Genomic DNA, 14,467 nt, shown 5'->3' with positions numbered 1-14,467 from the left:
CGGCCTGCGTTTATTTTGCAATCTGCCCGAAAAATATAAGTTCGTTAAAAAGGCATTCTCCCAATGTGCCATCAAAATTCTGTTCGCAGGAGAACCGGATATATCTTACGTCAGGAATGTCGAGGTCAAAATCAAACGGGAAGCCGGCGTTCAGCAGCGCCACATCGGCCGTACTTACGCCGCTTGCCTGCCCGGATGGTTTTGGGGGATGAAGAAACCTGCCCAGGCACACCCAGTTACCGGCAGCGGTTCCTTTTTCGGCACCCAGGGGCAACGGAACATCCTGGGGAACAACATCGCTGCAGCCCCATATGGTCCACTCCATCGGGTTTTGGTTGGTCCATGCAAATTGGTTCGAGGCCCCGTTTCTTGTATATAATAAATACCGGCTTAAGGTTCTTTTACCGCCCAGGTCAATGGTGCAGGAAACGGGGAAGGCAGGAGCACCGGTGCCACGCCAGCAGTTGGCCGCATCATTATTATTCGCAAAGGTGTTGTTTACCAGGTTCACTACCGGCCAGGCAGGATTGGCATCTGTGGTTAACGCATAGCTTTGCATGGTAGGAAATTTGGGTAATTGTATTTCAAATATGGGCTTTATCCATTGATAAATGGTGTCCGAGTGGTTGCCAAACTGATCCATGGTCACAAAGCCCCAATAATAGTTTAATGAATCATATCCGCGCACGGTAGTGGAAAGCATCGAGTCTTTCCCGAAATGCTGGGTAATGGGTTTCATTACCTGGTAGGCAGAATCATACTTTAAAATGGCTACGCCTACATTAGAGCGGCTTTGATTGTTGAGTACCACATTTACGCCACCGAAAGTGCTCCGGATCACCATGTCGTCTTTTACCAGCAAATATGGCGGTTTGGTAGGGCGCACGGTGGTACTTACCGGTTCCGAGCGTACATTGGCCCTGCTTACAGTAACCAGCTCCACCTTATAATCTGCATCCGTTGCAAAACCGTCCACTACCATCTTGTTGGAGTAATAGCTGGAAACGGATTGCCGCCTGATGCCGGGTCTTATTTCGTAGGTAGCTTCTACATACAAAATATTATCTGAGTGGGGGAGGGTATACGTGATGGTTGCTGTACCGGCGTCGTTTTGCACCTGTACGTTTGATACCTGGCCGGGAGGAGTTTTGTCTGCAGCTACAATATCGTTGTAGCTAACCGGCTTGGTGCAGGCCACCGGCAAAAAAGCGGCTATTAAAAGGATCCATATAATATTGAATATCGTTTTCATTCTTTTATGATTTTTGTCCAAGTGCTCAGTTAATAGGGCTACCAATATAAATTTTGCACGATAAGTGGATTGTTTAAAATAACCGTTTCATCAAACGGCCAGAAGTAGTTCTTCTCCGTTATATTGGGAGAGAATAAGTTGGTTAGCCGGTAGAAATCAGCGGCCGTAGTGGTACCCCGGTAATTCCAGCCCTGGTACGGGAGCGAATTCACCGCAATGTACTCTTTCCATCGTTTCAGATCCCATCCAACTTCTCCCTCAAAGCATAATTCAATTCTGCGTTCCTGGTGTATAATGCTTCGCAACCCTTCTTTTGAAAACGGTTTGGACGCGTTTGAGGAATAGCTGGTCCATGACTGTACAACACCCTGCAGGCCTGCTCTCAGCCGTACGGAATCGATATACCGGTAGGCTTCTGCATTGGGGCCCTGAGCCTCATTCAGCGCTTCGGCATATAATAATTGTAAATCGGCCAACCGGATAATTGGGGGGTAATACGCTACTTCTGTGAGCGAATTGCCGTTAAACGTGGTTTTATAATTGACCAGCTTTTTAGGCCAGTAACCGGTATAACTGGATACCAGGCCCGGGTACCCCTTTGCATAATTGAGGCCGCTGGGGTTGGCTGCGTTTTCTACACCCATGCCGTACCAGATGCCACGGTCAAAAGCCAGGCTGGCATAAAATCGCGGCTCGCGGTTAAAATGCAATTTCGCTGTGGGACCGCTGGAGCTGATATAGTATTTATGATCGGCGCCGGCGGTTGTGGTCGTATACCGGCCTGCATAATCATAGGTTAAATCTTCGTCAATCGGCACTCCGTGATTGCTGTAAAAGAGCTCAGCAATATTTAAGGGAACGGCGATCACCGCATCACCGTCAACGCTCCTTGTGGCGCTTGCAGAGGCCAGCGGGGCAAAGTAGCGCTGATGCCTGTTGATAATGTTGCCGGGCCAGATCACCTCGGGAATGATGGCATTGACAGACCGGTCAAAATTAACCGGCCCCTGGATGGAAAGCAATTGCATGATCGAATCGGGAATGTAATTCGTATTATTGGTGGGCTTTACATATTTATACAGGGTTGCTCCAAGCTCTTCACACATATCGAGTGCTTTGCGGCAGGCTCCGGCAGCAGCGCTCCATTTGGATGCATCAAATGTTTGGGGAAACAACCGTACCCCATCTTTGTTGGCCAGTGCTTTAAAACTTTCATCACCGTTAAATAAGGGGCTGGCCTGCAATACCGCAGCCTTTGCTTTAAGGGTGGCCGCCATTACCTGGGTAAACCGGCCATATTCCGTTGTTACATCGTAAACCGCAGGGGGCAAACCGGGAAGCGCTTCATCTATTAAGGAATAAATATGTGCAAATACCGAGTCGCTCGGAGCTCTTGGCACGCGTGCTTCTTCCGTTGGGGTATAGATGGGCTGGTTTGTTTTTACTAAAGGAACCGGTCCATATTTTCTTACCAGCCAGTAATAGTAAAAGGCTTTGAGTGTTTTAGCTTCAGAGATCCACCTGGTTTTTTCATCCAGCCCCAGGTCTGGTGCTGTGTTTACGTTTTCCAGGAAGGTATTGCACCGTCTGATGGCTACATAAGTACTCGCAAAATCATTTTGAATATTGGTATTGGCCGCCGTTCCATAGGGCGATAAGTTGCCATACAGTACCCAGAAGCCATTTACATTATATTCACTTCCGAAATTAATTCCGGTAAGGTTGTTCCGCATGATCAATTCGCCCGAACTCGTCCAGCCCGGATTGTTTTCCGGTGCTTCTAAAGCCTGCATGCGCTGGTAACAGGAAAATAAATAATTTTCTGTTTCATTCCTGTTCCTGAACGCATATTCGATCGTAGCCACATTGTCTGGTATAATATCCAGGTACTTTTTGCAGGAAACGGCCATAAAGATCGCAAGGCAGATGATAATATATTTTTTCATACACTTGACTATAAATTAGTTTATACTTATTTGTGCGCCAATATTTACTACTTTTTGAATGGGATACGCAAAGCCGTTGCCGCCCTGCTCTACATCCCATAGTTTAAACCCGCTGATGGTGAGCAAATTCATGCCGCTGGCATACAACCGCAGGCTTTTTATCCGGAGCCTTTGTAAAAGCTGAGGGGACAGGGAGTATCCCAGCTCCACGCTTTTTAATCTCAGGAACGAACCATTGCGCATCCACCAGGTGCTGGTTTGCAGGTTATTGGTAATTTGATTGGAGGCGGTTGCAAAGCGCGGATATAATGCATACAGGTTTCTGTCCGACTCGGACCAGTGGTCATCTGCAAACGCCTGCAGCAAGAGCGTGGTACTGGCCGGTGCTCCACCACCTAAAAACGGGCTTACGGCGCTGGGGGTTTATAAAGAGGCTTGTTTTGGCATTGCCCTGGAAAAAGAAAGCGATGTCAAATTGTTTGATCCTGCTGCTTAAGCCGAAACCGTAGGTGATCTGGGGTGTTGCAGGGTCGCCGATGGGTACCATATCGGCCGTGGTGATTTGTCCGTCGCCGTTTACATCGCGGTACTTGATATCGCCACCCATGGTTCCGGCAAACTGGTAGGGCGAATTTGCAACCTCCTGGTCATCTACAAACAACCGTTCTGCAACGTAGCCGTACCGCTGGTTAATGAGCGCGCCGGTTTTGCGGCGCCAGGGCTCACCGGGATAATCGGGCTCTTCGTTGAAGATGTATTTTGACTGTGTTGCTGTCAGATTCGCCCGGCCGGCAATCATAACATCTTTTGCCACCATGGTACTATAATCGAGGGAGAGATCAAGTCCTTTGGATTCAGCCTTGCCCAGATTGGCGCCGATACCCGTTTCCAAACCCATAGATGCAATCGGCAGCCTGGTTTGGTAAATATTATCCCGTTTTTGTTTGTAAACCTCCACAACCGTTTTCAAATCTTTTAATATGGTTAACTCTGCACCCAGGCTCAACTGGTTAGACCGCTCCCAGGTAACAAGCGGGTTGGGATAGTTGGAGATTGCAACCCCGGGCCGGGAATAACCGTTTACAACTCCAAAGGAGGCGCCGTTGCCACCGGTTAAGTCCACATTGGAAAGATAAAAGAACCGGTTGCCCGAGATATTATCGTTACCGGCAAAGCCGTAGGAGCCCCGTAGCTTGAAGGAGCTGATCAAATCGGCCAGGAAGGATTCCTGCCAGAACTTTTCACGGGAAAGTACCCATGCGGCACCCACTGTTGGGAAAAATCCAAACCGCTTCTCTTCCGAAAAGCGCTCCGATCCATTGTATCCGAAACTGAAATCGGTGATGTATTTACGCGCGTAGGTATAGGTAACACTACCCGAGTAGTTGAGATTCCTGTAAGGCAAGGTTCCCTGCAGGGAACCGTCGAAAGTGCCGTTGGCCGAGGTGCTCAGCACCCGTTCCTGGCGGGCGCCGATTAATTTTGCACTGATATTATGATCGCTTGCAAAGGTTTTATCATAACTCAATACGCCCTGCATATATACCTGTGACGTAACGATATTGGGCGATCTGCTAAAATCCAGGTATTCCGTTGGCTTATTGCCATCTGTAACATTGTTCAGCCACAATAAGCTGTACTGGTCCTTAACCGCGTTATAGTTCTGCACTGCATAATAAAACGGATTATAGGTGCGGTTGATGCTATAATTGGAGAACCGGGTAGTGGAGATCATTCCCGAAAACTTTAAACCGGGTAATAACATTTTCAGATCCTGTGCAATATTGAGCTGCGCATTAATGGTAGACCGGTAAAACTGGGAGTATCCTCTCATCAGGTTTGCATAGGGGTTCACGGACAGGCCTCCATTGGTATTTCCAAATAAAAGATGCTTTGTGTAGAGGTTGGCGGAGTCCGGTAAAAAATAAGCAGGGAACGCAACGGGATCCGTATGCATTACAATATTCCATAAATCGGAGGCACCGCTCGGATCGCTGGTTATAGGACCGTTGTACTGGTCAAAAATACCGCCCAGCAGTACGGATAAAACGGTTGTTTTGGTAAGGTTCATATCAATGTTCGACCGCAGCTGATAGCTGTTGAGTTTAACATTGTTATTAAAATTGTTGATTGGATCTACCTTGAGGATGCCATTATCTACATTATACGAACCCGACACAAAATATTTTGCAAGGTTGCTACCGCCCCTGATATTTATATTGGCCCGCTGGTTATTGGTATACTTTTTAAATAAAAGATCCATCCAGTCATTTACCGGGTACACATAAGGGTTATATCCGGGGGCTTTATCAATCGTTTGTTGGGTAAAGTAGATCTTGTCTGCAGTGTAACGTTCGCCGGCATAGGGATCACGGGTAACGGAGGCCTCGTTGTAGAGCTTCATAAAAGTGATAGGGTCTGCAAGCTGCAGGTTTTTTGTAGGCCGCGACAGCGAGTTGTCAAACTGGCCGCTTACAACAGGGGTTCCGATCTTTCCTCTTTTTGTCATTACCAGCACAACCCCGTTGGCACCGCGGGATCCGTACAGGGCCGTAGCCCCGGCATCCTTCAATATAGAAAACGACTCAATATCATTCACCTGCAGGCGTGCCAGGTCGTTGGTACTGGATTCGAGGTTGTCAATGATAATTAACGGGCTGCTGGAGTAACCAAAGGTGGTTACACCGCGTATAAAGAACTGGGCATTGTCGTAGCCGGGCTGCCCGCCGGGCTGATAGGCGATGATACCGGCTATCTGGCCGGCCAGCGAAGTGGTTAAGTTGCTGGAGGGGATGCGCAGGTTCTCCGGGTTAACGGTGGTTACCGACCCGGTAACAGCCTCACGCATCTTTTTTTCGCCGTATGCCGTAATTACAATTTCTTCCGCCCGCGTATCTGCCAGGCTTAAAACGGCATCGATCACGCCTGTTTTGCTTACGGGAATTTCGACCGTATTATATCCTGTATAGGAAATTTCGAGTGTTCCTCCTTCGTCTGGTATCGAAAGGGAATAGTTACCGTTCGCATCGGTTTTGGTGGCAATAGCCGTTCCTTTGAGGGCCACGGTAGCGCCGGCAAGCGGGTTCCCCGTTGAGTCTTTTACAGAACCAACTATATTAATACGCGGTGGGGCAGCCGGCTCCTTCCGGACTGGTTTTATGGCGGGGGCAACATCCCGCTTTTGCTCACTTTTAGAAACCACAATGGTTTTGCCAACAATTTTGTAGTCGAGCCCTTTCCCATCCAAACAAGCATCCAGCGCTTCTTTTAAAGGAACGTTTTTTACATTTACGGTTATGGGTCCAACCTCCTGTGTCAGTTCATACCGATACAAAATATCATAACCGCTTTGCCGCTGAATTTTCCGGAGCACATTTGACAGGGGCACACTTTTTTCCGAAAGGGTTATTTGTGAAAACCCCGTAGCGCTCGCAGCCAAACATGTAAACAGCAGCAGGATCGTCGTTAATTTCATAACACGCAATACTTGTTTGATGAAGATTTTTTGTTTTGATTCCTTTTCCGGCAGCAGGCGCTTTGCTTCATTCGCAAAAGAACTGCGGGAGAAACAGCACATCTGACCGTACGATTTTAATACCATACCTTTGTTCTGATTTGAGCGTTAATAAATAAAAAATGGCAATCAGTTGTTATTGATTGTTGTTTACCGACCATGCCTCCAAGCCCGGACGGATAAAAAGTTAACCTCTAAGAGACCGGGGCGTTGCTGCGCCACCGGTCATTTATTTTTAGTTAATTGAAAATGTATAATCAGGGGGTAATCGTTACCGTTTTTCCTTCTATCCTGAATTTTGCACCGCCGGTAGCTTCTAAAAGCTTCAGCACCCCGGAGACGTTTACCTGTCTCGATATGGAGCCGCCAAAATGCGCGTTGATCTTTCCTGCATAATGCACATCTATATCATACCATCTTGCGAGTTGTCGCATGAGGGTTTCTATATCGGTTTTCTCCCCAAAATCAAACCGGTCATTTTTCCAGGCCATCACTTCTTCCAGGTTCGGATCACTGGCCACAACCAGGTCGTCTGCGATGCGGGCTTGCTGGCCGGGCCGCAGCCGCGCCGTCTGTTTTGTTTGAGACGGCGATGAAAGATTCAGGAGTACACTGCCTTCCAGAAGGGTGGTTTTTATTGCTTTTTCATCATCATAAGCATTTACATTGAAGTGTGTACCCAATACTGTTATTTCACCGCCCCGTACGCCTTTGAAAGAAGGCAGTACCACCTTAAAGGGCTTTTTTGTATCCCGCGCCACTTCAAAATAGGCCTCCCCGGTAATGGACACCTTTCGTTCATCGCCCACAAAAGCCGCGGGATAACGGATGGACGAACCTGAGTTCAGCCAGATATGTGTGCCGTCTGCCAGTATCATATCAATTACCTTGCTGCCCCGGGGGTTGGTAAGGGTATTGTATAACTCTTCGGAGGCTGCGCCTTTATAAATGATCCGGCCGTCCGCAAGTTTAAGCACCTGCACACCACCCTGGGCAACAAGTGCTCCCCGGGCCATGCTATCCAGGTAAACTTTTTGCCCGTTTGAAAGGGTGATGGTCGCCCGGTTTGTTTGCGGCGCTTTTATGTCGTGAAGCGCAGTAACCGGTTGCTGACTGTGGTCTTTTTTGAAAAAGGCAAAATAAAAGCCGGCCGACAATACCGCCAAAATAGCAACGGCCGCAGCAACCTGGTGCCAGCGCATAAACAGGCGTTTTCTCCGGGGTATTGTTGGCACCATTTCGTTTCGGGAAACAATGGCATCGAACATCCGGTCCCAGTCTACCTGGTTAAATGTTTGATCCGGCGGTTGCCCGTTCCAAAGTTTATGAACATAATCTCTTAATACAATATCTTCCTGCGCATGCTGCACCCAGTCCCAAAGCTCTTTTTCTTCCTGCGAAGTGGCTTTTTGCGACGTATATGCTTCCAATAAAAAAATGATCCGTTCTCTGGATAATGGCATACAATTCAAATTATAAAAAGCAGTTTGCTAACTGGTTCCTAATAAAGATCCCTGAAAAAGGCGCTTGTACTACCCAGGTTGCTATTTTTTTTATTATTTTCCTATGCTGTTGAAAATCATTAGCATATAAACTAATGCAGCTTTGTCTAAATAGGTCCGGATAAATTTGGTGGCATCTGCAAGATGGTTGCGCACCGTATGCGGCGAAATATGCAGTTTTTCGGCGATCTGTTCCCTGGAAAACCCGTCCTGCCTGGATAGTTTGAATACTTTTTGCTGCTGCAGCGGCAGTTTAGCTACGGCCTCGTTAATAAGCCGTTCACTTTCGCGAAGCAGCAATGTTTCTTCGGTAATATTATGGAACCGGGGAGATTCGGAGATCAGTTTTAGTAGTTTACGGTCTAATGCCAGTTTTTTGTAATGTTTGTACACCTGGCGGTAAAGTGTTGTAAAAAAATAGGCATCCAGGTTTTCAATATGCGTCAGTTCTTCTTTTTTCTGCCATATTTTAATAAAAATATCCTGCACCATTTCCTCTGCAATCACATCCGATACCGTCATTTTTAATGCAACCGCATAAAACCGGCTTCTGTATTTGTCGAATAGCACACGGAAAGATTTTTCGTCGCCCGCTGCAACCAGCCTCAGCAGTTCATGGGATACCATATGATCGATTTGAATAACTCAGCGTATTTAAGTAACGGGCGAAAGATAGCAAAAAGTTAAAACAAGTATACACTTCAGGGCAGGAGGATGCATTGGCCCCGGAGGAATGTTAAAGATGTGCCGGGAACTCTTTTGGCGTTTTCCTGGTAGTGCATCTTTCGGGCAGCAGGGCAATCTGCGAGGACTGCGACCGATTCTCCGGCAAATGACCTGTTCGCAGATCCTGCATTTTTTCTGCGAACTCCCTATTCCGTGTTTCCGTGGCTTGCGGGTTCCAAACTTCGAGTTTCCCGGCATCCGGGCGCCTTCGTTGCGATTCTTAAAATCAGTTACCTTTGAGGATCATCAAATTTCTGTTATGTCTGTAAAAGCTGATTTGTTTCAAAGCCCGGATTATTTTGCAGTGGACGCGCTTTTTACCGAGGAGCACCGCATGATCCGTGATGCGGTACGCGCCTATGTAAAAAAGGAGATTTCACCCATCATTGAAACCTGTGCGCAGGAGGCCGCGTTCCCGGAGCATATTGTAAAACAGTTGGGCGCGTTGGGTTGTTTTGGTCCAACGGTACCGGTGCAATATGGCGGCGGCGGGTTGGATTATATCAGCTATGGGTTAATGATGCAGGAGTTGGAAAGAGGCGATAGCGGCGTGCGTTCCACCGCATCGGTTCAGGGGTCACTGGTAATGTTCCCGATCCTGGCATATGGCAGTGAAGAACAGAAAATGAAATACCTGCCGCGGCTGGCCAGCGGTGAATGGCTGGGCTGTTTCGGGCTTACCGAGCCGGATCATGGCAGCGATCCTTCCAGCATGGCAACCCGTTATGTGGAGGACGGAGACCACATCATTCTGAACGGCGCCAAGATGTGGATCAGTAATGCCCCTTTTTCGCAGGTGGCCGTGGTTTGGGCAAAGGACCCATCCGGTATCGTACATGGTGTGATCGTAGAGCGGGGTATGGAAGGCTTTTCCACACCAACCACCCATAATAAATGGAGCCTGAGGGCATCGGCTACGGGTGAACTGGTTTTTGATAATGTAAGGATCCCCAAAACAAATATTCTTCCCGGGGTAACCGGTATGAAGGGACCGTTGAGCTGCCTGAACAAGGCGCGGTATGGCATTGCATGGGGGGTAATTGGTGCGGCTATGGATTGTTATGATACGGCGCTGCGTTATGCAAAAGAGCGCATCCAGTTTGAAAAGCCCATTGCGGCCTTCCAGTTACAACAAAAAAAGCTGGCGGAAATGATCACCGAAATCACAAAGGCACAATTGCTCAACTGGCGGCTGGGTGTACTGATGAATGAAGGCAAGGCATCGCCCCAGCAGGTAAGCATGGCCAAACGCAACTCCTGTGCCATCGCCACACAGATCTGCCGGGATGCCCGCCAGATACTGGGCGGAATGGGCATTACCGGCGAATACCCCGTTATGCGACATATGATGAACCTGGAAAGTGTGATCACGTATGAAGGCACGCACGATATTCATTTACTTATCACAGGTATGGATATAACAGGGATCAATGCGTTTAAATAAGTATATTTCTGGTTGTGGGTTTAAAGTTTCTGGTTCCAGGTTGGATAGCGTTTGATGCCTGATTCCCCATACTCCATTCTTTAACAGGTGTGAATTCTGTTGATAGGATTGCGTTCTTGGTTCTTTGGATCTTGGAATTTAGAGTTTGAATGGCATTCATGGTAACAGGCGAAACATTGATTGCCTTGTCACGTTTTGAGATCATGATCCTGGGTTCTCGCTTTTTGATGCGTGGTCTTTTGGCCCTTGGAATTTGGATTTTAGGATTTAGTATGTAAAATTTAGTTCACCATCCACCCCGAATACCGGATATTTGCCGGAGTCCGTATAGGTATTTAACATTTAGTATTAGAGTTTAGTATTTAGAATTTAGGGTTTAGAATTTGATATTTAGTATTTAGAATTTACCACCGTTATGCGTATATATCTGATCGGTTTTATGGGTGCGGGAAAAACACATTGGGGAAAGATCCTGAGTAAAAAGCTGGAGCTGCCGTTTTATGACCTGGATGAGCTGATTGTGGCGTCCGAGGGACGGCCCATCACCCGCATCTTTGAAGAGGAAGGAGAAGAGTATTTCAGGATGAAGGAAAAAGAAGTCCTGTATATGATCACCGACAGCCATCCTAATATCCTGCTTTCCTGTGGCGGCGGCGCGCCCTGTTATTTTAATAACATCGATTATATGAACCAGCATGGAACCACGGTGTGGCTGAACACGCCTTTCGATATCCTGCTGGGAAGGTTGCGGCAGCAAAAAGCACACCGCCCGCTTTTAAGGGATCTGGACGATGAACAATTGCAGGCGTACATTGTTAAGAAAAACAACGACCGGCGAATCTATTATGATCAGGCAAAACTAAAAGTAGACGATTGTCATATCCGGCCGGAGGAATTTGTAAAAAAGATCATCGATGCATAAAGCTTATCTTTCTTTAGGTGCCGCACTGTCCGGACTGGGTGTAATACTGGGGGCTTTCGGAGCGCATAAATTAAAACAAATAGCACCGGATTCGGTACCCACCTTTCAAACCGGCGTCCAATACCAGATGTATCATGCCATTGCATTGATCCTTGTGGCCATTCTTTTCGAAAAGTACCCCGTGAAGCTGATGTCCTGGGCCGGTATCGCCTTTTTGATCGGCATCCTGCTCTTCTCCGGGTCACTATATGCACTGGCTGCGCTTAAAGCCACTGGTAAAGTGGGCCTGGGCGGCTTAGGAATTCTTACGCCCATTGGCGGATTGTTCTTTATTGCCGGATGGGTGTTCTTTACGCTTAGCGTGCTCAATAGCAAATAGTTAGGATCGGTTCCATGTTACAGGCTTCTATGCTGGCTGAACGTTCGGGGATTGATGCTGACTGCGGGATCTGGTCGCCCGGTTTTCAAATCTCAAATCCCGATTCCCGATGCTCAAATCTTTAACCAGTAATAGTATCTTTGCTCCATGGCGACTAAGAGTAAACCGAAGAATAAAAAACCAATAGCGCGGAATCATAATACGACTGGAACCTGGAAAGTTGAAAAAGAAGAAAAAGTTCAGCTGAGGGAGTTGGCCAAAGACGAACGCACCTGGAAAATTGCCGGAACCACATTTCTGCTGGTCTCCGTTTTCCTGATCATTTCCTTTATTTCCTATTTCTTTACCTGGAGGCAGGATTTTACCCAGATCTCACGGGGAAGCGATATCCTTTGGGACCCCGATGTAAAGGTGCTCAACCTGCTGGGAAAGCTGGGCGCGCTAACGGCTCATTATTTTATTTACCGCTTATTTGGCGTAGCGGCTATTTTGATCTGCACCTTCTTTTTTGTAGTAGGAGTAAATCTTTTATGGCGGCGGCGGGTGTTTTCAGTTTGGCGTAACCTCAAATATGTAACCCTGGGCATGCTGGTGGTATCTGCCATCTTAGCCTTCCTGTTGCCCGATGAAGAATTTCGCTGGGGCGGGGGTGTAGGAAATATGATCGCCAGCTGGCTGCGTGGTTCGCTGGGTACCATTGGCGCGGGGGCTGTGCTCGGCTTGATCGTGATCGCTTACTTTATCTGGCAGTTTAACCCTGCGTTCAGTTTCCCTAAAAAGCTGAAACGGGCACAACCGGAAGCGGATACCGCGGCAGCAACGGAAGCGATGGAGCAACCCGTTGAAGAAGAAGCGGTGCCGGAAATAAAGAAGCCGGCTGCCGGCGAAACGAAGGGCGCGAAGCTCGTGATCGATACCGAGGTTGAAAAACCGAAATATGACATTAAACTGATCAATAAGGAACCGGTGGTTCAGGCCAAGGAAGAAGAGGAGGGCTATGAGCGGATCACGGTGCTGAAACCGGAAGTGCGGAAACCAACGCCCCCTGTGAAGGAAGCCGTTGCCGAACCGGAGCCGGATCCTGCACAGGAGCTGGAAATGCCGGCTGCTGTAAAACCCGTAAAACCAGTGAAGCCTCTTTCGGATGAAGCATTGAAACTGGAGATCAATTCAGGACCGATTGCGCCAACGCCCGAAGCCGCAACGCCCGCCCCGGTAGAAAAAACAAAGGCATACGAACCCGCGCTGGATCTGAAACATTATAAAAAACCATCTGCGGATCTGCTGGAATCGCACGGCAGTGAAAAAGTAGTGCAGGATCCTGCAGAACTGGAAAATAACAAGAACCAGATTATTAAGACCCTTGCCAACTACGACATCGAGATCCAGAAGATAAGTGCCACCGTAGGACCAACGGTAACCCTCTACGAAATTGTGCCTGCTGCCGGCGTGCGCATTTCAAAGATCAAGAACCTGGAGGATGATATTGCGTTGAGCTTATCGGCACTGGGCATCCGGATCATTGCGCCCATTCCCGGACGTGGAACCATCGGTATTGAAGTACCCAACGCGCGTAAAACAATCGTAAGCATGAAAACCCTGCTGGCGTCGGATGCATTCCGGAACAGCAGCTTCTCATTACCCATCGCATTGGGAAAACGGATCGACAATGAAAACTTTATCGTAGACCTGGCCACGATGCCGCACCTGCTGATGGCGGGCGCTACCGGCCAGGGGAAATCTGTTGGGATCAATGCCATTCTGGTATCCTTGTTGTACAGCAAACATCCTTCACAGCTGAAGTTCGTATTGGTGGATCCCAAAAAGGTGGAGTTAAGTGTATACAGCCAGATCGTTAATCATTTCCTGGCGCGTTTGCCTAATGAAGAGGATGCCATCATTACCGACACCAAAAAAGTAATCAATACATTGAATGCATTGTGTATTGAAATGGATAACCGGTATGACCTGTTAAAGGATGCCGGTTGCCGGAACATTAAAGAATACAACGCCAAGTTTACCGCGCGTAAGCTGAATCCCGAGAAAGGACATCAGTTCCTTCCTTTTATTGTGCTGGTGGTGGATGAGTTTGCAGACCTGATCATGACGGCCGGTAAGGAAGTGGAAATGCCCATTGCGCGCCTGGCACAGCTGGCGCGGGCTATTGGCATCCACCTGATCATTGCCACCCAGCGTCCGTCCGTAAACATCATCACCGGTATCATTAAAGCCAACTTCCCGGCCCGTATTGCCTTTAAAGTGAGCAGTAAGATCGACAGCCGTACCATCCTGGATGCGGGTGGGGCCGATCAGTTGATCGGGAAAGGAGACATGCTGATCAGCCTGAATGGCGAGCTCTCCAGGTTGCAATGTGCTTTTGTGGATACACCGGAAGTGGATAAAGTGGTAGATTTTATTGCCTACCAGGAAGGATACCCGCAACCCTTCCTGCTGCCGGAATACATTGATGAAAAAGACCTGGAAACGGGCGATTTTGACCTGGACGACCGCGATTCATTGTTTGAAGATGCAGCCCGGCTCATTGTGGCCAACCAGATCGGATCTACCTCCTTGCTGCAGCGCCGCATGAAACTGGGATACAACCGCGCCGGGCGTTTGATGGACCAGCTGGAGCAAGCCGGCATTGTGGGGCCCAACCAGGGAAGCAAGGCCCGGGAGGTGCTGATTAAAACAGAATCGGAGCTGCAACAGCACCTCGATATGCTGGGTTAAAATCTGTTAAAATCTGTTAAACGCCGCAACCCGGTATAAATCTTGACGT

The 14,467-nt window shown here is 48.2% G+C and carries 10 protein-coding genes; 4 read left to right on the top strand and 6 right to left on the bottom strand.

Translation table 11 applies throughout. The features are described 5' to 3' along the window. Window positions 1–10: 10 nt before the first annotated feature. The 6 genes from LQ567_RS22925 to LQ567_RS22900 all read right to left on the bottom strand — a co-directional run bounded on the left by LQ567_RS22925 (window position 11) and on the right by LQ567_RS22900 (window position 8,841). A complete protein-coding gene (locus LQ567_RS22925; protein ID WP_231008205.1) occupies window positions 11–1,252 on the bottom strand; it encodes a DUF4959 domain-containing protein in 1,242 nt (413 codons plus the stop codon). Between the two features lie 38 nt (window positions 1,253–1,290). Further along, window positions 1,291–3,198: a RagB/SusD family nutrient uptake outer membrane protein gene (locus LQ567_RS22920; RefSeq protein ID WP_231008203.1), complete on the bottom strand. Its 1,908-nt coding sequence runs from the start codon at window positions 3,196–3,198 to the stop codon at window positions 1,291–1,293. A gap of 15 nt (window positions 3,199–3,213) precedes the next feature. Continuing rightward, window positions 3,214–3,564: a hypothetical protein gene (locus LQ567_RS22915; RefSeq protein WP_231008201.1), complete on the bottom strand. Its 351-nt coding sequence runs from the start codon at window positions 3,562–3,564 to the stop codon at window positions 3,214–3,216. Next, entirely contained in the window at window positions 3,542–6,673 is a 3,132-nt protein-coding gene (locus LQ567_RS22910) for a TonB-dependent receptor (RefSeq protein ID WP_231008200.1), read from the bottom strand. Before LQ567_RS22910 ends, LQ567_RS22915 begins: the two co-directional genes overlap by 23 nt. A gap of 296 nt (window positions 6,674–6,969) precedes the next feature. Beyond that, window positions 6,970–8,175: a FecR family protein gene (locus tag LQ567_RS22905; RefSeq protein ID WP_231008199.1), complete on the bottom strand. Its 1,206-nt coding sequence runs from the start codon at window positions 8,173–8,175 to the stop codon at window positions 6,970–6,972. A gap of 93 nt (window positions 8,176–8,268) precedes the next feature. Beyond that, window positions 8,269–8,841: an RNA polymerase sigma factor gene (locus LQ567_RS22900; protein ID WP_231008198.1), complete on the bottom strand. Its 573-nt coding sequence runs from the start codon at window positions 8,839–8,841 to the stop codon at window positions 8,269–8,271. A gap of 358 nt (window positions 8,842–9,199) precedes the next feature. Between LQ567_RS22900 and LQ567_RS22895 the strand changes: the two genes are divergently transcribed. From LQ567_RS22895 to LQ567_RS22880, 4 genes are all read left to right on the top strand, one after another. Next, window positions 9,200–10,384, top strand: a complete 1,185-nt coding sequence (locus tag LQ567_RS22895) for an acyl-CoA dehydrogenase family protein (RefSeq protein ID WP_231008197.1) — start codon at window positions 9,200–9,202, stop codon at window positions 10,382–10,384. 415 nt (window positions 10,385–10,799) lie between these two features. Further along, window positions 10,800–11,306, top strand: a complete 507-nt coding sequence (locus tag LQ567_RS22890; protein ID WP_231008196.1) for a shikimate kinase — start codon at window positions 10,800–10,802, stop codon at window positions 11,304–11,306. Further along, window positions 11,299–11,685, top strand: coding sequence for a DUF423 domain-containing protein (locus LQ567_RS22885; RefSeq protein WP_231008195.1), 387 nt, complete (start codon window positions 11,299–11,301; stop codon window positions 11,683–11,685). The genes LQ567_RS22890 and LQ567_RS22885 overlap by 8 nt, the downstream gene beginning before the upstream one ends. Before the next feature lie 147 nt (window positions 11,686–11,832). Next, window positions 11,833–14,418 carry a DNA translocase FtsK gene (locus LQ567_RS22880; RefSeq protein ID WP_231008193.1) on the top strand — a complete coding sequence of 862 codons (2,586 nt, stop codon included), beginning with the start codon at window positions 11,833–11,835 and terminating at the stop codon, window positions 14,416–14,418. The last annotated feature ends 49 nt before the right edge of the window (window positions 14,419–14,467 follow it).

This window comes from Niabella pedocola, from assembly GCF_021044425.1.
GTDB lineage: Bacteria > Bacteroidota > Bacteroidia > Chitinophagales > Chitinophagaceae > Niabella > Niabella pedocola.
This window is presented reverse-complemented; position numbering and strand designations above follow the sequence as displayed.